General features: G+C 61.8%; 14 protein-coding genes, 1 tRNA gene, 3 pseudogenes and 1 other annotated feature. Of the genes and pseudogenes, 12 read left to right on the top strand and 6 right to left on the bottom strand.

Going from position 1 to position 19,582, the window contains the following annotated elements; translation table 11 throughout:
• Positions 1 to 519 precede the first annotated feature (519 nt).
• Positions 520 to 1,152 carry a DUF2076 domain-containing protein gene (locus H156_RS0111865; RefSeq protein WP_017365194.1) on the bottom strand — a complete coding sequence of 211 codons (633 nt, stop codon included), beginning with the start codon at positions 1,150 to 1,152 and terminating at the stop codon, positions 520 to 522.
• A 437-nt stretch (positions 1,153 to 1,589) separates the two neighbouring features.
• Here H156_RS0111865 and H156_RS0111870 point away from each other — a divergent pair, with 437 nt between their 5' ends.
• Genes H156_RS0111870 through cysZ form a run of 6 tightly spaced genes read left to right on the top strand, consistent with a single transcriptional unit; the run spans position 1,590 to position 8,361 of the window.
• Positions 1,590 to 3,140 (top strand): thymidine phosphorylase family protein, encoded by a 1,551-nt coding sequence (locus H156_RS0111870; RefSeq protein WP_017365193.1) that lies wholly within the window; start codon positions 1,590 to 1,592, stop codon positions 3,138 to 3,140.
• 11 nt (positions 3,141 to 3,151) lie between these two features.
• Positions 3,152 to 4,021 carry a ribose-phosphate pyrophosphokinase gene (locus H156_RS0111875; protein ID WP_017365192.1) on the top strand — a complete coding sequence of 290 codons (870 nt, stop codon included), beginning with the start codon at positions 3,152 to 3,154 and terminating at the stop codon, positions 4,019 to 4,021.
• A gap of 27 nt (positions 4,022 to 4,048) precedes the next feature.
• Positions 4,049 to 5,602 carry a sensor histidine kinase gene (locus H156_RS0111880; protein WP_017365191.1) on the top strand — a complete coding sequence of 518 codons (1,554 nt, stop codon included), beginning with the start codon at positions 4,049 to 4,051 and terminating at the stop codon, positions 5,600 to 5,602.
• On the top strand, positions 5,595 to 6,164 hold the full coding sequence (locus tag H156_RS0111885; protein WP_026045926.1) for a hypothetical protein: 570 nt from the start codon (positions 5,595 to 5,597) through the stop codon (positions 6,162 to 6,164). The genes H156_RS0111880 and H156_RS0111885 overlap by 8 nt, the downstream gene beginning before the upstream one ends.
• Before the next feature lie 19 nt (positions 6,165 to 6,183).
• Complete coding sequence (locus H156_RS0111890) at positions 6,184 to 7,566, top strand: sigma 54-interacting transcriptional regulator (protein WP_010960967.1); 1,383 nt, start codon at positions 6,184 to 6,186, stop codon at positions 7,564 to 7,566.
• A 33-nt stretch (positions 7,567 to 7,599) separates the two neighbouring features.
• Positions 7,600 to 8,361, top strand: a complete 762-nt coding sequence (gene cysZ, locus H156_RS0111895; protein WP_017365189.1) for a sulfate transporter CysZ — start codon at positions 7,600 to 7,602, stop codon at positions 8,359 to 8,361.
• On the opposite strand, the gene mtaB is transcribed toward cysZ, so the two are convergent.
• Positions 8,315 to 9,625: a tRNA (N(6)-L-threonylcarbamoyladenosine(37)-C(2))-methylthiotransferase MtaB gene (mtaB, locus tag H156_RS0111900; protein WP_010960965.1), complete on the bottom strand. Its 1,311-nt coding sequence runs from the start codon at positions 9,623 to 9,625 to the stop codon at positions 8,315 to 8,317. The two genes, cysZ and mtaB, sit on opposite strands and share 47 nt — an antisense overlap.
• A gap of 27 nt (positions 9,626 to 9,652) precedes the next feature.
• Entirely contained in the window at positions 9,653 to 10,447 is a 795-nt protein-coding gene (locus H156_RS0111905) for a hypothetical protein (protein WP_017365188.1), read from the bottom strand.
• 551 nt (positions 10,448 to 10,998) lie between these two features.
• Here H156_RS0111905 and H156_RS0111915 point away from each other — a divergent pair.
• Positions 10,999 to 11,074, top strand: a tRNA-Lys gene (locus H156_RS0111915).
• 212 nt (positions 11,075 to 11,286) lie between these two features.
• Here H156_RS0111915 and H156_RS0111925 read toward each other — a convergent pair.
• Positions 11,287 to 11,481: pseudogene (locus H156_RS0111925) on the bottom strand (transposase); the annotation flags it as partial.
• 361 nt (positions 11,482 to 11,842) lie between these two features.
• A pseudogene (locus H156_RS16120) lies at positions 11,843 to 12,181 on the bottom strand (IS5/IS1182 family transposase); the annotation flags it as partial.
• 184 nt (positions 12,182 to 12,365) lie between these two features.
• On the opposite strand from H156_RS16120, the gene groES reads away from it, so the two are divergent.
• Entirely contained in the window at positions 12,366 to 12,656 is a 291-nt protein-coding gene (groES, locus tag H156_RS0111935) for a co-chaperone GroES (protein WP_010960961.1), read from the top strand.
• A gap of 43 nt (positions 12,657 to 12,699) precedes the next feature.
• Entirely contained in the window at positions 12,700 to 14,328 is a 1,629-nt protein-coding gene (gene groL, locus H156_RS0111940; RefSeq protein WP_017365183.1) for a chaperonin GroEL, read from the top strand.
• Positions 14,329 to 14,529: 201 nt separating this feature from the next.
• Here the strand turns inward: groL and H156_RS17790 are convergent.
• Positions 14,530 to 15,382, bottom strand: a pseudogene (locus tag H156_RS17790) (transposase); the annotation flags it as partial.
• Positions 15,096 to 15,212, bottom strand: a sequence feature (AL1L pseudoknot). It overlaps the preceding pseudogene by 117 nt.
• Before the next feature lie 118 nt (positions 15,383 to 15,500).
• Here H156_RS17790 and H156_RS0111955 point away from each other — a divergent pair.
• The 3 genes from H156_RS0111955 (at position 15,501) to H156_RS0111965 (ending at position 19,346) form a co-directional block, all read left to right on the top strand.
• Positions 15,501 to 16,874 (top strand): porin, encoded by a 1,374-nt coding sequence (locus H156_RS0111955; protein ID WP_017365180.1) that lies wholly within the window; start codon positions 15,501 to 15,503, stop codon positions 16,872 to 16,874.
• A gap of 83 nt (positions 16,875 to 16,957) precedes the next feature.
• Positions 16,958 to 18,409: a sodium:proton antiporter NhaD gene (gene nhaD, locus H156_RS0111960; RefSeq protein ID WP_017365179.1), complete on the top strand. Its 1,452-nt coding sequence runs from the start codon at positions 16,958 to 16,960 to the stop codon at positions 18,407 to 18,409.
• A 400-nt stretch (positions 18,410 to 18,809) separates the two neighbouring features.
• Positions 18,810 to 19,346 (top strand): flavodoxin, encoded by a 537-nt coding sequence (locus H156_RS0111965; protein WP_010960955.1) that lies wholly within the window; start codon positions 18,810 to 18,812, stop codon positions 19,344 to 19,346.
• The last annotated feature ends 236 nt before the right edge of the window (positions 19,347 to 19,582 follow it).

Here is a 19,582-nt window from a genome sequence, read left to right on the forward strand (position 1 = left end):
CGCCTCTCGACCTCGACCGGCGGGTCGCTGCCGATCGGCCACGGTCTGGCATAGGTCGGGGCGGAGCGGTGGGAGGCACGCCTGCCGAAGCGCGGCGAGATCCGAACGTTCCGATCCGGGACCCAAGCCGACCTCTTTCGGGAGCGGCTGCCTCCGGGCGGTTTCGATTGCAACGACGCGATCCTCCCCCTCGCCAGGTTCGCCTACGACGGCCCGCGCCCGATCGGCCGGCTCGTTCTCGCCGGCGCATTCGCTGCGGGCCGTCAGCCGGCCAAGCGCCGCCGGGTCGAGACCGTGTCGCAGGAACCGCGGCAGCGGGCGGCCTCATTGCATCGCAAGGCCCGGCGGCGGATTCCCGATTTTGGCCGAACCTTCCCGCTCGCCGCGGTGTTTCGTGCCGTTCAGGAGGATCTCCCGACCGCGGGTCGCTTTCCCTGAAGAAGCCCCGCGCGCAGAAACCGGCGTTCCGCAACGGCGCTGGCGACCCCGTCGTCCCATGACCGGAGGGGACCCGGGTCGTCAGATCCAGTTATCGTCGCTTCCTCCGAGATCGTCACCCGAAAAGTCGTATCCGGTGTCGAGGAACGAGTCGTCCAGATCGGACCAGCCGTCTTGATCTTCTCCGGTGGGAGCCTGATCCGAACCGTAGTAGTTGTTGATGGTGGTATTTTCCGTGAGGTGACCGCCGGCTGACGCGCCCCAGGGATCGTGCTGCCCCCCATGGATGAGGTTCTCGATGCCCTGGAACAGGAACGAGCCCGCAACCACGCCGGCGGCGGTCGAGGCCATGTTGCTCAGGAAGCCGGGAGCCGCCGAGGGCGGCGGCGCGGGTTGGCGGTAGCCCGCAGGGGTGGCGTCCCAGGTGCGGCCGGCCGGTGCCGAGGCCTGCGCCCAGGGATCACCGCCCAGAAAGCTGCCGTTGCTGCGACTGACCGGGGAAGGCTGGCGCTGGAGCTCTTCGATGCGGGCCTTGGCGTTTTCCAATGCCTTCTCCAGCAACAGGTTGCGCTGGATCAGCAGATAGGCGGCATCAGGCTGTCGTGCCACGGCGTCCTGGATCAACCGGTCGGCTTCCGGGTTTTTCTCGATGCCTTTGATCTCTGTCAGCCGTGACAGAAAACGTTCGAGTGCTTGGCGTTCTTCAGTGTTCATGGGGTGATGGTTCGATGGCGGGCATGAGTCCCAACATCGCCCATTTTCGGGATGGATCCCGATGATTTCAATGGGGTGGCGGCGATGACCATTCCCCGGCGGATGAGCGCCAGGATCGCGGCCGGTCGGCGGCATCCGCGTCCAATTGGACGTTTCTGTGAAATGTCACTTAGGAATCAGTAGTGATTCGTGTATTCGACGCCGGAAAATGGTGCGGGTTGCCGGAACGGAGTTCAGCGGCGCGCACGCTCAGGACTTCGGATGAGCCAGGCAGGGGCAGCCGGTGCCATCGCATTCGCCGCGAGCACAGCGCCGGGAGAGGAAGGGACGAGGGCCGGCGAAAAGGATCGTGGTGCTCGAAAGGCATGCTATCGTAGGGGCAAACTGGGTTCCGGCGAGAGCCGGGGATTTTCGATGCGAGGAAGGATTGCCAACCGATGTCCGACGAAGAGTCGATCAAGACTCGCCTGAAGCTCCGGCCGGTGGCGATCGATACGTACCGGGAAAACGTGGCGTACCTGCACCGCGAATGTTCGGTGTATCGGGCGGAGGGCTTTCAGGCGCTCGCCAAGATCCGGGTGGGCTGCAACGGCAAGCAGATCGAGGCGGTGCTGAACGTGGTGGACGATGTCTGCATCGTGGCCCCGGACGAGCTGGGCCTGTCGGAGCAGGCATTCCAGCGTTTCGGCGAACCCGCGGGCCAGCTCGTGAACGTGGCGCAGGCCGAGCCTCCGCTGTCCATGGACGGCGTCCGGCGCAAGATCGGCGGGGAACGGCTGGATTACGGCGATTATCAGGCCATTACCAGCGACATTGCCAAAGGGCGCTATTCCAAGATGGAAATGGCCGCGTTCCTGGTGGCGACCGGCCAGAACGGGTTGGATCGTGACGAAGTGCTGTCGCTGACGCGTGCGATGCTGGAAACCGGGGTGAGACTGAGCTGGAATGAGCCGCTGGTGGCCGACAAACACTGCATCGGCGGTATTCCGGGCAACCGGACGTCGTTGTTGATCGTGCCTATCGTGGCGGCGCACGGGATGCTGATCCCCAAGACCTCCAGCCGCGCCATCACTTCGCCTGCCGGGACGGCGGACACCATGGAAGTGCTCGCGCGCACCGATCTGGCGCCGGAATCACTCGACCGGCTGGTGCGGATGGAACGGGGTTGTCTGGCGTGGGGCGGCACCACCCGCCTGGCTCCGGTCGACGATATGCTCATCTCGGTCGAACGTCCCCTCGGCATCGATTCTCAAGGCCAGATGGTCGCTTCGATCCTGTCGAAGAAGTTGGCGGCCGGCGCCACCCATCTGCTGTTGGACATTCCGGTCGGCCCCACCGCCAAGGTGCGGCAGATGCGCGATGCCATGAGTCTCAGGAAACTGTTCGAATACGTCGGTGACCGCGTCGGTCTGCATCTGGAAGCCGTGATCACCGACGGTGCCCAGCCGGTCGGCCGCGGCATCGGTCCGGTGCTGGAGGTGCGGGACGTCATGCAGGTGCTGGAGAACGATCCGGAAGCGCCGGTCGATCTGCGCGAAAAATCCTTGCGCCTGGCCGGTCGCATCCTCGAGTTCGATCCCGACGTCCGGGGCGGCTTCGGCTATTCGATCGCTCGAGACATCCTGGAATCGGGCCGGGCGCTCGCCAAGATGCACCGGATCATCGATGCCCAGGGCCGGCAGGAGCGGCGGCTGGAGCCCGGCAGGCTGGTCTTCGAGGTGCGGGCGGAGCGGGCCGGCGTGGTGGTCGGGATCGACAATTTTTTCTTGGCGCAGACGGCCCGCCTCGCCGGCGCACCGATGAGCCGCGGGGCAGGCGTGGATCTGTTGAACAAGCTGGGCGATACGGTAGAGGAGGGGCAGCCGCTCTACCGGGTCTACGCGGAATTCCCTGCCAATTTCGAATTCGCCCGGGAGTTCACGCGCACGAGAAGCGGTTACAGCATCGGAGATGCCGCCTTCCTGACCAAGACGCACATGGAGTTCTGATCGTGGTCGTCATGGGCTTCGACGAAACCCTGACTCAGTCACAAGAGCTTGCCGGGGCCTTGGGTTGTCCGTGGCGCGCAATTGAGGTCCACCGGTTCCCGGACGGTGAAAGTCGCGTAAGGGTTCCTCCCGACGTGCGGGGGACGGGTGTCGTGCATCGCAGCCTGGATCGTCCCAACGACAAACTGGTGGAACTGGTGTTGGCCGCCGAGACCTTGCGCGGGCAAGGCTGCGACCGGTTGGTTCTGGTGGCGCCCTATCTTTGCTACATGCGCCAGGACATCGCATTTCAGGCCGGTGAAGCGGTCTCCCAGAAGGTCGTCGGAAATCTGTTGGCACGTTATTTCGATGCGCTCATCACCGTCGACCCCCATTTGCACAGGATCGACCGTCTGGAGCAGGCGGTACCGCTGAAACGGGTCCTGAGTGTGTCGTCGGCGACGCTCGTCAGTCGCTATCTGGCGACGGATCGCAAAGAGTGGCTATTATTGGGACCGGATCAGGAGTCCCGGCAATGGGTGGAGGCGATTGCCGCGCAGGCAGGTCTGCCTTGCGCCGTCGCCTCGAAGCGACGTTTGGGAGACAGAGAGGTCGGCATCTCCCTCCCGCAGGAGGCCGGAGCGTTCAAGGGCGTGGTGCTGGTGGACGATGTCGCGAGCACTGGAACCACCTTGGCGGAGACGGCGAGGCTGCTCGCCCGAGCCGGCGTCGCCCGAATCGATGTGATCGTGACTCATGCGCTGTTTACCGGTGATGCCTGGAGCCGCCTCAAACAGGCGGGCGTCGGTGCGATAGCCTCGACCGACAGCATCAGCCATCCCACCAACCGGATGTGTCTCGCACCTCTGCTGGCCGATGCGGTGCGAAAATGCGCGTTTTGAGCGGCCCTAAGCAGCAGGAATCTTTCGTTGTACAAATTCCGTTTTCCTTCGCTGTCGGTCAGCAAACTGGTGCTCGGCGGCTTCGTGCTGGCGGCTTTGCCGCTGTTGGTCGCCATCGGTTCGACCGTCGGCGCCGTGGATGATCTCGCCGCGCAGTCCCGAAAAACCGTCTATTCCGTCGCGCAGCTCAGCCAGAAAAGCTTCATGCTCATGGAGCGTTTGAGCGATCTGGAACGAAAAGGTAAGCAGCTCCTGGTGTTCGACGATGCGGACATGCGCAGCGCCTTCGAAGCCATGCATGAACAGGTGCAGGACATCGTGCTGGACTTGCGGGTCCGCACCGAAGATGAGTCGCTGACTGCCCAGCTCGATCAGTTCGGCTCGGAGGAAGCGGCCGCCTACCAAAGTGTGATGGAGGCACAGGAAAGCCGCAAGGCGAAAACGCAAGGGACGGTGCCGCGCCGTGGTTCGCAGGGTCCTTCGGCAGGACTGGAAAAGTTCGACGGCTTGTTCCAGTCCCTGGGGAGGAAAGCCAGGACCTTGTCGCAGGCCTATACCGTGCTGATCGACCAGGAGGTGGCGCGGCTCGACGGGCATTCCAAATCGGTCCAGGACCGCATCCTCGTGAGGTCGGCGGTGCTGGTCCCCGGCGCGGCCTGCCTCGTCGCCCTGTTCACCGTCCTCATCACCCGCCCGATCCGGCAACTGGAATCCGCGATCCGTCAGTTGGGGAGCGGCGATTACCAGCAGCCGGTCAGCGTCACCGGCCCGTCCGACCTGACTTTCCTGGGCGAGCGCCTGGAATGGCTCAGAAGCCGGCTGAATGCGCTGGAGGAGGCCAAGCAGCAGTTCATGCGCCACGTCTCGCACGAGGTCAAGACACCACTCGCGACCATCCACGAGGGCACGGGGCTGCTGGCGGATGAAGTGGTGGGCGAGCTCAACCCCGAGCAGAAGGAAATCACCCAGATACTGGTCAGCAATACCCAGCGGCTCGAGCGCTTGATCACGGCGCTGATCAACTACAGTCAGGCCAATGCCGACCCGGCCGCGCTCCGGCGTGAACCAGTGGACATGCACGCGCTGGTGGGCGAGGTGCTGGACGAGTATCAGTTGCGCCTGCGGGCGAAAGATCTCCGGCTCGATGTCCACCTGGCGAAGATCGAAATAGAAGGTAACCGTGAACAGCTCCGTACCGTGATCGACAATCTCCTGTCCAATGCCGTCAAGTATTCTCCGGCCGGTGGCCTGATTTCACTGCGGCTCGGCGCCCTGGATCACTACATGGAACTCGAGGTCGGCGACGAGGGGCCGGGAATTGCGCCGGAAGAGCGGCAGCAGGTGTTCGAGCCTTTCTTCCAGGGCAGCAAGGGACGCGAACTGGGTATTCCGGGTACGGGGCTCGGTCTGGCCATCGTCCGCGAGTGCGTCATGAGCCACCATGGCAGCGTCGAACTGCTGGATCCGCCGACCGGCAACGGCACCCTGGTTCGGGTCAGAATCCCCTGGTGTGAAGAATCGACGCCGCGGTTGCGCGTGCGAATTTCATTTCCTCGGCAAGGAGAACCCGCCGATGTCTAAGGCACATGTATTGCTTGCTCTGCTTGCGGGGCTGGTCGCGGGATGCCAGCTGTGGCGGCCGGCCAAACCTCCGGAGCAGCCGGTTGCGCCAGCTCCCCGCGATTACGCGGCGACGGATCTGGACGCGCTGGTCCGCTACGGCGAAGACCTCGCCAGGATGGCTCCGGCCGAGCGTCTGCCGGAGTGTCAGCAGGTCGACCGTATGCAGGCATCCAGTCCCCGCATGGGATACCGGTTACACCTATTGCTGGCGCAGATGGTGACGACGGGGTGCGGCGACGCCTCGGTGACGCTTGGGAACATCAAGGTGGTGATCAGCGAGATCGAGGACCTGCGGGTACGCGCTTGGCTGGCCTACCTGAGCGAGCTGGTGTCGCGGTCGCAGAGGGAAGCGGCCGAAAAGGCCGAGCTGGATCGACAGCTCAAGGAAGCACAGAGCGGAAAGCACAAGGTGCGCAAGGATGTCCAGGCCAAGGACAGCAAGATCCAGAGCCTGGAAAGCGAAGTCGAACAGCTGCGCAATAAATTGAACACGCTCAAATCGATTGAGCAGAAATTATAGTGACTGGGTTTTTCAAACGATGAGTGAAGCGCGCAAGCGAGTGTTGCTGGTGGACGACGATCCCGACCTGTTGCGTCTGATCGGGCTGCGCCTGACCGCGGCGGGGTTCGATGTGGCGAAAGCGGCGAACGGCCAGTCGGCACTGTCGCAGGTGGTGGTCTTCCGGCCCCATGTCGTCGTCACCGATCTGAGGATGGACGGTATGGACGGCATGGCATTGTTCGACGCCTTGAACGAACGCCATCCCACCTTGCCAGTGATCATCATGACGGCACACGGTACCATCAACGACGCAGTCGCGGCGACCCGGCGGGGCGTATTCGGATTCGTCACCAAGCCGGTGGACAAGAACGAACTGATTGAGCACATCTCCGAAGCGATCCGCATCAACGGAAACACGACCGTCATTCCCGACAAGGAGGAGTGGCGCGCCCGGATCGTCACCCAGAGCCCTTTGATGGAAGAGGTCCTGGGGCAGGCCCAGCGTGTGGCCCAGAACCGGGCCAGCGTGTTCATCGGTGGTGAAAGCGGTACCGGCAAGGAACTGCTGGCTCGGGCCATTCACGACCTCAGTCCTCGTGCCAAGGGGCCGTTCGTGGCGGTCAATTGCAGCGCCATCCCGGAAAATCTGCTCGAGTCCGAGCTGTTCGGTTACCGCAAGGGGGCGTTCACCGGGGCGACGCGGGACCACCAGGGCCTGTTCAAAGCGGCCGACGGTGGCACGCTGTTCCTGGATGAAGTCGGTGACATGCCACGATCCTTCCAGGTGAAACTGTTGCGCGCCCTTCAGGAGATGAAGGTGCGTCCCGTCGGAGCGACCCATGACGAGCCGGTCGACGTCCGGGTGATCTCGGCCACCCATGTCGACCTTGAACAGGCGATGGCGGAGGGGAACTTCCGCGAGGATCTGTATTACCGCCTCAACGTCGTGACCCTGCTGTTGCCGCCCCTGGTCAAGCGTCCCGAGGACATTCCCTTGCTGGCCATGCATTTTCTTCGGGAGCTGGTGAGTTCATACGGCGACCAGGTCAAGGGCTTCTCTCCGGAGGCGATGGAGGCGCTGGTGAATTTTCAGTGGCCCGGCAACGTCCGGCAACTGCGCAACGTGGTGGAACAGTGCGTGGCGCTGTCGACCACGCCACTGATCCCCGTGACCCTGGTGCAACGTGCTTTGCGGGAGGCGCCGTCGTCTTTCCCTTCGTTGCAGGAAGCCAGGGACCAGTTCGAACTCAACTACCTCATCCGCCTATTGCAGATGACCCGAGGGAACGTGACCCAGGCCGCCCGTCTGGCTAAGCGCAACCGTACCGAGTTTTACCGGCTCCTGAGCCGGCATGGTATGAATCCGGCGATGTTCAAGGGAGGCGGAGATGCCGCCGGCGATGCGCAGCCGCCTTCGTGATATGCTCTACAGTCGGTTTCTCACGATTTCCTCATGAGCAATCCCATTTCGCAGGTGACGGCGATCGACTTCCGCCGTTTGAATTCGCCTATGACGGCCTTCCGCTGCCTGATCACCGGCTTGACCTGGTTGGCCAAGCCCGGTATCCGGCGCTACGTCTGGATTCCGCTGGCGGTCAATCTGGTCCTCTACGGCCTGGGGCTGTGGCTGGGGATCCGCTATTTTTCCGCGTTCCTGAACTGGATGCTGCCGGGATGGCTGGATTTCCTGCGTTGGCTGCTGTGGCCCGTGTTCGCCGTCGGTTTCTTCACGTTGATGTATTTCACCTTCTCGGTGCTGGCCAACATCATCGGCTCGCCGTTCTATGGCGTCCTGGCCGAACGCACGGCGGAACTGGCGACGGGACGCCGGATCCGGCCAGCGGGAGTGGCGGGCGAGGTCGGCATGTGGTCGGCCCTGAGGAGCGAGTTCCGGCGCCTGGCCTACCTGGGGCTACGCATCGTGCCGCTGGCGGCCCTGTTCCTGGTTCCGGTCGTCAACCTCGTCGCGCCGGTGCTATGGATGATCTTCAATGCCTGGTTCATGGCACTGGAATACACGGCTTATCCGCTGGAAGCACGCGGCTACGATTTCGACCACCAGCGGAGCCTGCTGGGGCGGTTCCGACTCGGGGCAGCGACGTTCGGTGGGACGGTCTTGCTGGCTCAGACGATCCCTCTCCTCAACGTGCTCGCCGCGCCGGCGGCGGTCATCGGCGCCACCTTGTATCTGCTGGAGCTGCCGGTGGAAGAGTAACCGGTCCGCACCAGAGGAATTCGCCGGAGGCATCCACCTTCACGAGGCGGACCGGCGTGATGCGGTTGGTCAGCCCGGTTTCCGGAGTCTGTATGGCGACGCGGAGATAGTTCGGCGTGTAGCCGCGATCGGCGCCGTCCCTCCGGTTTTCCCAGAGCACGGGCATTTCCCTGCCGACGAACCGACCTAGCAGCGCCCGTTTTTGACCCAGAGCCAGTTCGTGCAGGACCCGGCTGCGTTCCTTCTTGATTTCGGCAGGGACGTGCCCTCCCATTGCCGCCGCTTTCGTGCCCTCGCGGACGGAATAGGTGAAGACGTGGATGTCGCCGAAACCGATGGTTTCGATGAACTGCAGGCTTTCCTCCCATTCCCGTTCGGTTTCTCCTGGAAAACCGACGATGATGTCGGTCGTGATGTTGATGTCGGGCACCTGACGCCGGGCGTGGTCCGCCAATCGAGCGAATTCTTCCGACTTGCAGCGCCGCGCCATGCGTTTGAGCACTGTGTCACTGCCGCTCTGCAGCGGCAGGTGCAAATGCGGCATGAAACGGGGGTTCTCGAACAGGTCGAAAAAGCCCGGAGGCAGATCCCAGGGTTCCAGAGAGCCCAGCCGCAGGCGCGGAATCTCCGTTTCCTGCAGAATGGAGCGGATCAACGCATCCAGCGGCAGCCCAAGGTCGCTGCCGTAGCCGCCGAGATGCACGCCCGTCAGCACTACCTCCTGAACGCCTTCTGCCTGCAACCGCCGGATTTCCCGGATGACTTCCGCGGGCAGGCGGCTGCGCTCTTCGCCCCGCGCCACGGTGACGATGCAGAACGTGCAGCGGTAACGGCAGCCGTCCTGCACCTTGACGAACGCGCGCTGCCGACCCAGAGCGAACAGGGCGGCCTCGCCGGGCTCGGTGGAAAATTCCGGCATGGCTTCCAGTGCGAGTTCCCGTGCGGCGATTTCAACCAGGCGTGATTTGTCTGCGTTGCTGACTACCAGATCGACGCCGAGCGCTGCCGCTTCGTCACCATGCAGCGTGGCGTAGCAGCCGCTGAGCACGAGGCGTGCGCGGGGACTTAGCCGCTGGGTGCGTCGTATCATCTGTCTCGACTTGCGTACTGCTTCGGCGGTCACGGCACAGGAATTCAGGACGATGAGGTCGGCATCGCCTGTTTCACTGACGAGACGGTGGCCGGCGGCTTGGAATTCCCGGGCCCAACTTTCCAGTTCCGCCTCGTTCAGGCGGCAGCCCAGACTTTGAAGATTGATTCGCATGGTGAAGGGATGTTGCAGAATCGCCGCTCACTGGTCGTCGGTGTGGGCAGCGTGTTTGGCGGACAAAAATTTGCGGTAATCGATGGACAGCTTGAGGCCGATGAATTTTCCGGCGAATTTCCGTAAGGTCTGGGTGGCCGGATCGAACCAGAGTCTGGCCACCGCAATGCGCCGGCTTCCTTCGTCATCTTCGATATGAGGGGTATTGACCCGGTAGCGGTACACCCAGAGCCGACCGTCTTCATGGTCCAGTTCCAGCGCCGGCTGTCCCAGGCCTTCTTTTACACGGGCCTGGTTGGGAAGTTCCGCGCCGATTTGCGGTAGGTCTTTCGGATCGACCTTGAGCTGGCGCTGATCCTGGAAGATTTCTCCCTTGCCCAGCGACCGTAACGAAGCTTCAAGAAACTGCGGAGGCGCGGCGGCGAGGAAAGGAGGTGGAAAATCCCAGATCTCCAGCCGCGACTTCGCGTTGAAGCCGAGCACAAACTCCAGATCCCGCTGGTCGGGATCCCGTTTGCCATTCATATCGATCTTTTCGAACAACACATACCAGCGGCTGCCTTTGGGCAGTGTTTCGATCCGGGTTGGCTCCATCCGCGTCAGCTCGCGAAAATCGTCGGCGTAAAGGACCGGATGCAGGAATTCGAGCAGAAAATGATCGGTCGAGACCACCTTGAAATGATCGTCGAAATCCTCGAGCTGATTCTTGACTTCCAGCAGCCGCAGCCAGACGCATCCGAACAGCGTGAGCATCGTGGCCAGAAGCAGACAACGCAGGAGGAGTCGCATGATGCGGAAATCGAAGCCGAGCGGGGAAACCATTGTCCGTCGCCGAGCGAAGTCGGTCAATGTGAAGGGGGCGTGTGTACCGCTCGACTGCATAAGCGCGGCCCGGTCCAGTGCGCCCCAGACAAATGCGCTGGAGTTCCCGCCGTCTCGATAGCAAAGGGCGTAGCGCCATCCCAAACCGGGCAAGTCCAAGGAGGCAAGGAGCGCCCAGCCCGGCTCCTCTCGGACGACGGCTCCGAGTTCGAGGCTGGTCTTGCTCAAACCCTCGAGGCCCACGGTATCGGACGCCGGTATTCCTACCCCAAGCCGCCCAAGATCACTGCCCACATCGAACGCTTCAACCGCACCCTGCAAGAATCCTTCGTGGATTACCACGAAGACCCGCTATTTACCGGCTTTGGCCTCTTCAACCAGAAACTGGCCGATTGGCTCGTCTTCGACAGCACCAAACGACCTCACCATCGCCTCGGCCAGCACCCCCTCTCCGATTCCTCCTCCCACATCACCCCGGGTGCCAGAGGTGAGGGACGCACACATCGACTTGCTTCATTACCCATGCCTTCTTTATAATGGTCGTCTTCCTGGGGCCGTTAGCTCAGTCGGTAGAGCATTGCACTTTTAATGCAGTGGTCATTGGTTCGAATCCAATACGGCCCACCACTTTCTTGAAAAGTCGCACGACTTTTCATTCTTCTCCTTCTTCATTGCGGCATAGCAGCCAGAGCGCGTCCAGCATCCGGCGGACGTTGACTGGGCGGTAGATGTGGGTGACGCTGGTGTAGCCCATGAGCGCTTGCCTCACTTCAAAGCCTACTCCGTTTTCTTCCACAAGGCGGCAGGCACGCCGCGCCTGTGGGGCTAGCGTTTTACCCAAGGTGCGCCTCGGCCAGCAGGCGCTCGAGCTTGGCGTTCTCGCTCTTCAGCTCGCGCAGGCGCCGGGCTTCGGAGACCGGGATGCCGCCGTACTTGGTGCGCCATTTGCAAAACGTGGCCTGACTGAAGCCGCCGCTGCGGCACAGCTCGGGGATGGCCATGCCGGCCTCGGCCTGCCGCTGGAAGCCAATGATTTGCTCTTCTTCATGTCCGTCATTCTCCGGGGTTGACGGACTTCTCTCGTTTTCCCTGGTACGGCTGGCTCGGAGCGGGTCAAGATTCCTGTCGTTCCCGGCATTTGAGTCGGTCCGGCCAGTCGTCGAGGTCGCGCATGTCGTAGAGGATGGCGCGGATATTTTTGAAGGGGGCGGTTTGACGTTGACGTTTTTTGTCGAATGCTTCGGTGCTCAGACCCAGGCAGGCGGCGGATTCGGCCTTATTCAGAACACGGCGCGGGGTCATCGGTTGATTCCCTCCACACGTAATCGCCTTTGTCTTCGACCATGATGGGTTCGCGGTCGTTGCAGGGCATTCGTAGCCGGATGGGCGACCGGCGACGAGGCGCCGGAAATTCAGGAGCGTGGTTTCATCCGGCAGCGCGTCATCGGCCGACTCCAGACCCACAAAACGCCGCATCGATTCGATCTCGTACAGGGCATCTTCCAGGCCCGGGTCGGACAAGGCATACCCTTGTTGGAGGAAGTAAAGCCTGAGCATCGTCGCCAACGGGTACGGTTGACGACCGCGCCGACCCGCTTTCGGGTAATGCGGTTCGATCACCGCCAGCAGTTCCGGCCACGGCACCGCCCGCTCCATCTCGGCCAGGAACTTCTCGCGCCGGGTCTGCTTCTTCTTCCGGTCAAAGGCCAAGGAGGCGAAGGTGGTCTGTTTCATGGGGTTCCGCGTTCGGAGATTCCTTTATGGGAGGCATACAGAAGGCCGGTCAGTCATGGGCCTTGAAATCAGGTTCCGTGTCTCTATATCGTCGGCAGCACCCGCCTGAGAGTGCTAATCGCTGAATTCCGTGCATTTCGCACCATTCCTTGAAGCAACATAGTTAAAGGAGTTCCAAGTCATCATGAAAATCCGTCCCTTGCATGACCGTGTTGTGGTTATCCGCCGGGAAGAAGAGAAGACCTCCCCGGGGGGCATCGTGATTCCCGATACTGCAAAGGAGAAGCCGATCAAGGGCGAGATCGTCGCCGTCGGCACCGGCAAAGTGCTGGACAATGGTCAGGTGCGCCCCTTGGCTGTGAAGGCAGGCGATACGGTACTGTTCGGCAAGTATTCCGGCACCGAGATCAAAATCGACGGTACGGAGTACCTGATGCTCCGCGAAGACGACATCATGGGTGTTATCGAATCCTGATCTTTGACCAAGCTTTTGAAGTGAACACTGGAGGAATGAACTGATGGCAGCAAAAGAAGTACGTTTTTCGGACGACGCCCGTCACCGCATGCTGGCCGGCGTGAACATCCTCGCCGACGCGGTGAAGCAGACCCTAGGGCCGAAGGGACGTAACGTCGTTCTGGAAAAAAGCTTCGGCGCTCCGGTCGTGACCAAGGACGGCGTGTCCGTCGCCAAGGAAATCGAGCTGAAGGACAAGTTCGAAAACATGGGCGCGCAAATGGTGAAGGAAGTTGCCTCGAAGACTTCCGATGTGGCCGGTGATGGCACCACCACCGCCACCGTGCTGGCCCAGGCCATCGTGCGGGAGGGCCTGAAATCGGTCGCAGCCGGCGCCAATCCGATGGACATCAAGCGCGGCATCGACCAGGCCGTCGGCGTCGTGGTGGAGGAATTGAAGAAGCTGTCCAAGCCCTGCACCGATAGCAAGGCCATCGCCCAGGTTGGCACCATCTCCGCGAACTCCGATGAAAGCATCGGCCAGATCATCGCCCAGGCCATGGACACGGTCGGCAAGGAAGGCGTGATCACGGTTGAGGAGGGCTCTGGTCTGCAGAACGAGCTCGACGTCGTCGAAGGTATGCAGTTCGACCGCGGCTACCTGTCCCCGTACTTCATCAACAAGCAGGACACCATGGGCGTGGAACTCGAGAATCCTTACGTTCTCCTGCACGACAAGAAGATCTCCAGCATCCGCGACCTGCTGCCGGTACTGGAGAAAACCGCCAAGGCCGGCCGTTCGTTGTTAATCATCGCCGAAGACGTGGACGGTGAGGCATTGGCCACCCTGGTGGTCAACAACATGCGCGGCATCCTCAAGGTCTGTGCGGTCAAAGCACCCGGTTTCGGCGACCGCCGCAAGGCCATGCTGGAAGACATCGCCATCCTGACCGGCGGTCAGGTGATTTCCGAGGAGCTGGGTCTGAGTCTGGAGAAGGTCGAACTCACCGATCTGGGCCAGGCAAAGAAAATCCAGATCAACAAGGAAACCACGACCATCGTCGACGGCGCGGGTTCCGCGGATGCCATCAAGGCCCGGGTCGAGCAGATCCGCAAGCAGATCGAGGACACCACCTCCGACTATGATCGCGAGAAACTCCAGGAACGTGTGGCCAAGCTGGCCGGGGGCGTGGCCGTCATCAAGGTCGGAGCGGCCACTGAGGTCGAGATGAAGGAGAAGAAGGCACGCGTCGAAGACGCGCTGCACGCCACCCGCGCGGCCGTCGAAGAAGGCATCGTGCCGGGCGGCGGCGTGGCGCTGATCCGGGCCCAGCAGGCGCTGAAGACGTTGGAAGGCAAAAACCACGATCAGACGGTGGGAATCGCCATCCTGCGCCGGGCGATCGAAGAGCCGCTGCGCCAGATCGTAGCCAATGCCGGCGAGGAGCCATCGGTCGTACTCGCGAAAGTCCAGGAAGGCACCGGGACCTTCGGCTACAATGCCGGCACCGCCGAATACGGCGACATGATCGAGATGGGTATTCTGGATCCCACCAAGGTCACCCGTTCCGCCCTGCAGAACGCGGCTTCCGTCGCGGGTCTCATGTTGACCACTGAGGCGATGGTCGCAGAAATGCCCAAGAAGGAAAAAGGCGGCGTGCCGGCCGGCGGCGGCATGGATGACATGATGTAATCAAGGAGTTCCTTTTTGGAATTCTCCCGAATTCCAAAAGCCGCAAAGAAGCGGGAATGCCCATTCCCGAATCGGCCCCCGGTTCTGGAGCCCTCATGGCACGGAACCGGGGGTTCGCTTATGGATCGATCGGTGATCCGTCCATGCGAGTCCTACGGTGCCTGGCGAAAAGTGAACCGCCCCGTGTTTTCCGGATGAGAGTCACGGAGCCATGGCGGACTCGGGAAGGCTACGGTAATGGGCGGCTTCGGCCTCGGCGGGCGGGAGGTAGCCGATGGGCTCCAGCAGCCTGCGATGGTTGAACCCGTCCACCCAAGGTCTGGGTAACCCAGTCCACCGCCTCCCGGTTCTTCCAGGCTTGCCGATGGATCACCTCGGCCTTGTACAGCCCGTTGAGGGTTTCGGCAAAGATGGTGTCATGCGACCCCTCCCACGCCGCCCCCCGGGGTTCGAGGCCAGCCTCGACCGGGCGCTCGGTGTGCCGGATCGACGGGTACTGGTTTTCCCTATCGCCTGAGGGACCAGGCTGCCGGGGCCGAACGGCTTGCGCGCACGCAGCGCCTGTGCCAGGGCATCCAGCCCGAAGTCGGCCCGGACCGAGCGGGAGACCTTCGCGCCGCGATTCTGCCAGACCTTGTCCGCGCCGTAGACCTGGAAATTCTCCGCCCAGACCCGTCGGATTTACCCGCATCGGCACTCGTCGCGCCGGGAGCGGGCCGACCTCTGCTGGGATCGGCCTGACGGGCCGCATGCCGCCAGTCCGTCGATGGAGCGATCGGCAGCACCTTGCAGATCGGCACGACTCCATAGACTTCGCGGTGCTGGTCGATGAACGCCTTCATCGCTTGAACGGGCTTTCGAACTCCGCCTGGGCAACATACGCCGATGCCTTGCGCAGGATCTCGTTGGCCTGGCGCAGTTCCCGCACCTCCCATTCCAACGCCTTGATCCGCTCATGCTCGCTGAGCGTCGTTCTCTCGCGTTTTCCGTTGTCGTTCGCGGACTGCCGTATCCAGCGCCGCGGCGTCTCCGCCGTACCGCCGATCTTCTGGGCGGTTCAGTTTTCTGAGAGGGAACGGTCAAGGCAGGGAGTTTGTCCGTGCCGGAATCTTTTTACGTACTTTTTATCTCCGCGCAGATAAACTGCCCTCGTTTTTCTCTTCGGATGACGAATGTTCATGGCACTGGCGAGGCTGGTTCGCTTTGCGTGGGCTTACGCTCTCCTTACGGGCCTGTTCTCGACCGGTTTCCAGGCATCCGCCACGGATACCACCTCGGGCCTGCTCGATTTTCTCGGCGCCGGGATCGATCAACGCACGGGATTCCAGCGGTTGGGCATCCGTCTGGGAGGATGGGTGAACGCCAGCGTGACATACAATGCGAGCAGGCCGGCGGACAATTTCAACGGCCCGGTTTCTTTCAACGACCGTGCCGGCGAACCTCAGATGAACCAGTTCTATCTGTATCTGGAGCGGGCCATCGCGGTCGGTCCCAACGAGTGGGACGTCGGCGGCCGTTTCGACTTCATGTACGGTACCGACACGATCTTCACCCAGGCCTACGGCATCCCCTACGTCGACCCGAGAACGGGTCGGCCACTGAACCGCGGGCATTGGGACCTGCATCTATCGAGCTGGTCGGACCGCTTCTACGGCATCGCTCTGCCCCAGGCCTATGCCGAATTCAATCTGCCGATGGGCAACGGCATCGTCGTCAAGGCTGGCCATTTCTATACTCCGCTGGGGTACGAAATGGTGACGGCGCCGGACAACTTTTTCATCACCCGACCTTATACCTTTCAGTTCAACCCTTTCACCCATACCGGCATTCTGTCCGGTTATGCGATCGACGCCAATTGGGCCGTATCGGCCGGCGCGGTCACCGGCAGCGCCACCGGCGGCGGCGACGGCACCTGGGATGAGCAGCTGGGAAACTGGGATTTCCTTGGGGGCGGCGTCTGGACCAGCGATGACAAGAGCGATTCGCTCAGTCTGACGGCAATGGCAGGAGGGCGTTCCGAACGGTTCGGCGACCTCTGGGCGATATACAGCCTGGTGGGTAAGACGAGTTTTCTGGATGACAGGCTCCATTACGTCATCGAACATACCCATGGTTTCGCGGATCAGGTGCAGACCGCCAATTACACCCGCAACGGCGGAAAGCTCGAGAACGCCCAGTGGTACGGCATCGCCCAGTGGCTGACCTATGCGTTGGAGGAGCATTGGTCAGTAGGACTCAGGGCCGAATGGTGGCGCGACAACAATGGCTTCCGGGTGTCCGGACCGCCGCGCTGCAGCGGTAGCATGAACGTCAACGGCGCCGGGGAGGCCCGGCCCTATGCCTGCAACCCGGATTTCTCCACCGTCTATCCGTTCCAGGGCAGCGGGTATTACGCGCTGACGGTGGGTTTGAACTGGAAGCCCCTGAACTGGGTCATCCTGCGTCCCAATGCCCGCTACGACTGGTCGGACGCCATCAAGATTTTCGATGCAGGGAAGCGCTCGGACCAATTCCTGTTTTCCGCCGACGTGACCGTGACTTTCTGACGCCGACAGCCCCGTCGGCGACGGAGCGCCGTTGTTCCAGGACATTTCCCTTACACTGCGCCGTTTTTGAAATAGGACATCCAATGAATCCGCTGGCGAAGAAATTGGCCTTGCCGTTGCTGGGACTGCTTGTCGGGCTTCCATCGGCCGCCTTGGGCGATGCGGAGACATCGCCGGTGCCTTTGGATCTGACTCACCACTGGGCAGGGTATTTCTCGCTGGTCGTGATGGTGTCGGCCTACGCCGCAGCCATGCTGGAGGAAGTCACGCATCTGCGGAAATCCAAACCCATGCTCCTCGGTGCCGCTCTCGTCTGGTTCGCCATTTCCCTCGTCTACCGGCAGCACGGGCAGGTCGCTGCGGCGGTGACGGCGTTCACCTCGAATCTCCTCGCCTATATCGAACTGCTGCTGTTCATCATGGTGTCCATGACCTATCTGAACGCCATGGAGGACATGGGTGTCTTCGACGCCTTGCGGCTTGCGTTGGTGAGGCTGCGGCTGGGCTACAAGGCATTGTTCTGGGTCACCGGAACCCTGGTGTTTTTCATCTCCAGCGTGGTCAATGGTCTGACGGCCGGGTTGCTCATGGGCGTGGTCGTGGTCGCGGTGGGAAGGAACAGTCCCCGTTTCGTTTCGCTGGCCTGCATCAACGTCGTGGTGGCCACCAATGCCGGCGGTTCGTTCAGCCCCTTGGGCGGCATTTCCACCCTGTTCGTCTGGCAGAAGGGGATGCTGGAGTTCACCCAGTTCTTCACCTTGTTCGTTCCCTGTCTGGTGAATTTTCTGGTGCCCGCGCTTGCGATGCATTTCGCGGTGCCTCACGACACGCCGCGGGTGGAAGCGGAGAGTATCGCGATGCGGCGCGGAGCCGTGCGGGTGATCATCCTGTTCGGGGTCACCATCGGGTTGGCGGTGTTCTCTGATATGTATCTTCGCCTGCCGCCGGCCGCGGGGATGATGGCCGGGCTGTCGCTGTTGCAGTTCTTCACGTTTTATCTTCGCAAGACCGAAAATCGCATCGCTTCGAGTGCCCGGGATGCCAAACTGTCCCCACCCGAGCCTGATATGCCGGACGGCATTCTCGAAACGCAGCGTTTCGATATCTTCGAAAAGGTGGGGCGGCTGGAATGGGACACGCTCCTGTTCTTTTATGGTGCGATGACGGGCATCGGCGGGCTCGGCTTCATCGGCTATCTGGATGCCGTCTCGGCCTGGCTGTATGGCCAGCACAGTGCCACGCTCGCAAACGTGCTGATCGGGCTCTCCTCCGCGTTCGTCGACAACGGCACGCTGATGTTCGCCGTTCTGAGCATGCGCCCCGAACTGCCCGAAGGACAGTGGCTGCTCGTGACCCTGACCTTGGGGGTGGGGGGCAGTCTCCTGGCCATCGGGTCGGCACCGGGCATCGCTTTGCTCGGGATGACCGGGGGACGATACAGCTTCAGCAGCCATCTGAAATGGTGCCCTGTGATTCTCCTTGGTTATTTTGCGGCCATCGGGGTCCATTTCATCGTCAACTCGCAATACTTCTGACAGTCTAGGCTTCTTTGGCAGGCGCCGTGGATGGCGTTTGGCACTTTTTGCGTGCGATCCTGGAAAAGCTCTGAACGTTGTAGAAATGTCCTTGTATATCAATCTGATGAATCCTGATTGCCCGGTGAGCCCACATCCTTATCCACAGATTCTGTGGACATTTTCCGACCTTGGAAACCGCGTCAGCGCCTGTGAGCCGGGTTTTCCCTATAAATGGTCTGGTTATTGCTTCATTCTGGTCGATGCCTGAACCGCTGGTGGGTGTCGCGGAGTCGTGCGCCGCGGTCCTGGTTCAAGAACCGCCCGGATGCGGAACTTTGCCGGCTGCGGCCAATCGGGCCAAGGTCGGTTCGGGCGCAACATTATCCTTGTTGAACAATATGTTATAGAGGAAACAGTCATGGGGAAGATAGGGATCTTTTTCGGCTCCGATACCGGCAATACCCGCCGCGTCGCCAAGCAGCTTGCCAAGAAACTGGGTGAGGACGCGGATGCTCCGGTCGACGTCAAAAAGGCCGACATCGACGATGTGCTCAAATACGATGCACTGATTCTGGGTACACCGACCCTGGGGGATGGGGAACTGCCGGGCCTGGATTCCGGTGCTTCGGAGGAGAGCTGGCTCGAGTTCCTGCCGAAGTTCAAGGGCAAGGACATGTCGGGGAAAACCGTGGCGCTGTTCGGTCTGGGCGATCAGCAGGGGTATGGCCATGAATTCGTCGACGCCCTGCGCGAAATCTACGATCAGGTGGTCGAGTGCGGGGCGCGGGTGGTCGGCGCATGGCCTACGGACACCTATGAGTTCGAAAAGTCCAAGGCGGTGGTGGACGGCAAGTTCGTCGGCCTGGTGATCGACCACGAAAACCAGAGCGAAATGACGGACGAACGCCTCGACGAATGGCTGGAGATCGTCAGGCCGGCCCTCGTCGGCGCCTGATGACACCGGGTTGCGCCGGCTCGCAACGCTGCAGGGAAGCTCCGAGTCGATCGGGGCTTCCTCGGATTTCCGCCGGTCGACCCCTATGAGCCCGGCGTGTTCCGGAGGCTGAAAGGCCGAGGTTCGTGAGATCGACGAGCATCCGCTTCATCCGGTCGATTTTGAGCGAGGTTCGGCTTCGATCCAGGCGGTGAACTGCTTTATCATCTCGAGTTCCGGTGTGCGCCGCGTCTCCA

Source organism: Methylococcus capsulatus str. Texas = ATCC 19069, from assembly GCF_000424685.1.
Taxonomy (GTDB): Bacteria; Pseudomonadota; Gammaproteobacteria; order Methylococcales; family Methylococcaceae; genus Methylococcus; species Methylococcus capsulatus.

Excerpts from the sequence above, each read along its gene's own strand:
- H156_RS0111865 (WP_017365194.1), bottom strand. The coding sequence starts at position 1,152 with ATGAACACTGAAGAACGCCAAGCACTCGAACGTTTTCTGTCACGGCTG.
- H156_RS0111870 (WP_017365193.1), top strand. The coding sequence starts at position 1,590 with ATGTCCGACGAAGAGTCGATCAAGACTCGCCTGAAGCTCCGGCCGGTG.
- H156_RS0111875 (WP_017365192.1), top strand. The coding sequence starts at position 3,152 with ATGGGCTTCGACGAAACCCTGACTCAGTCACAAGAGCTTGCCGGGGCC.
- H156_RS0111885 (WP_026045926.1), top strand. The coding sequence starts at position 5,595 with ATGTCTAAGGCACATGTATTGCTTGCTCTGCTTGCGGGGCTGGTCGCG.
- H156_RS0111890 (WP_010960967.1), top strand. The coding sequence starts at position 6,184 with ATGAGTGAAGCGCGCAAGCGAGTGTTGCTGGTGGACGACGATCCCGAC.
- cysZ (WP_017365189.1), top strand. The coding sequence starts at position 7,600 with ATGAGCAATCCCATTTCGCAGGTGACGGCGATCGACTTCCGCCGTTTG.
- mtaB (WP_010960965.1), bottom strand. The coding sequence starts at position 9,625 with ATGCGAATCAATCTTCAAAGTCTGGGCTGCCGCCTGAACGAGGCGGAA.
- H156_RS0111905 (WP_017365188.1), bottom strand. The coding sequence starts at position 10,447 with ATGGTTTCCCCGCTCGGCTTCGATTTCCGCATCATGCGACTCCTCCTG.
- groES (WP_010960961.1), top strand. The coding sequence starts at position 12,366 with ATGAAAATCCGTCCCTTGCATGACCGTGTTGTGGTTATCCGCCGGGAA.
- groL (WP_017365183.1), top strand. The coding sequence starts at position 12,700 with ATGGCAGCAAAAGAAGTACGTTTTTCGGACGACGCCCGTCACCGCATG.
- H156_RS0111955 (WP_017365180.1), top strand. The coding sequence starts at position 15,501 with ATGTTCATGGCACTGGCGAGGCTGGTTCGCTTTGCGTGGGCTTACGCT.
- nhaD (WP_017365179.1), top strand. The coding sequence starts at position 16,958 with ATGAATCCGCTGGCGAAGAAATTGGCCTTGCCGTTGCTGGGACTGCTT.
- H156_RS0111965 (WP_010960955.1), top strand. The coding sequence starts at position 18,810 with ATGGGGAAGATAGGGATCTTTTTCGGCTCCGATACCGGCAATACCCGC.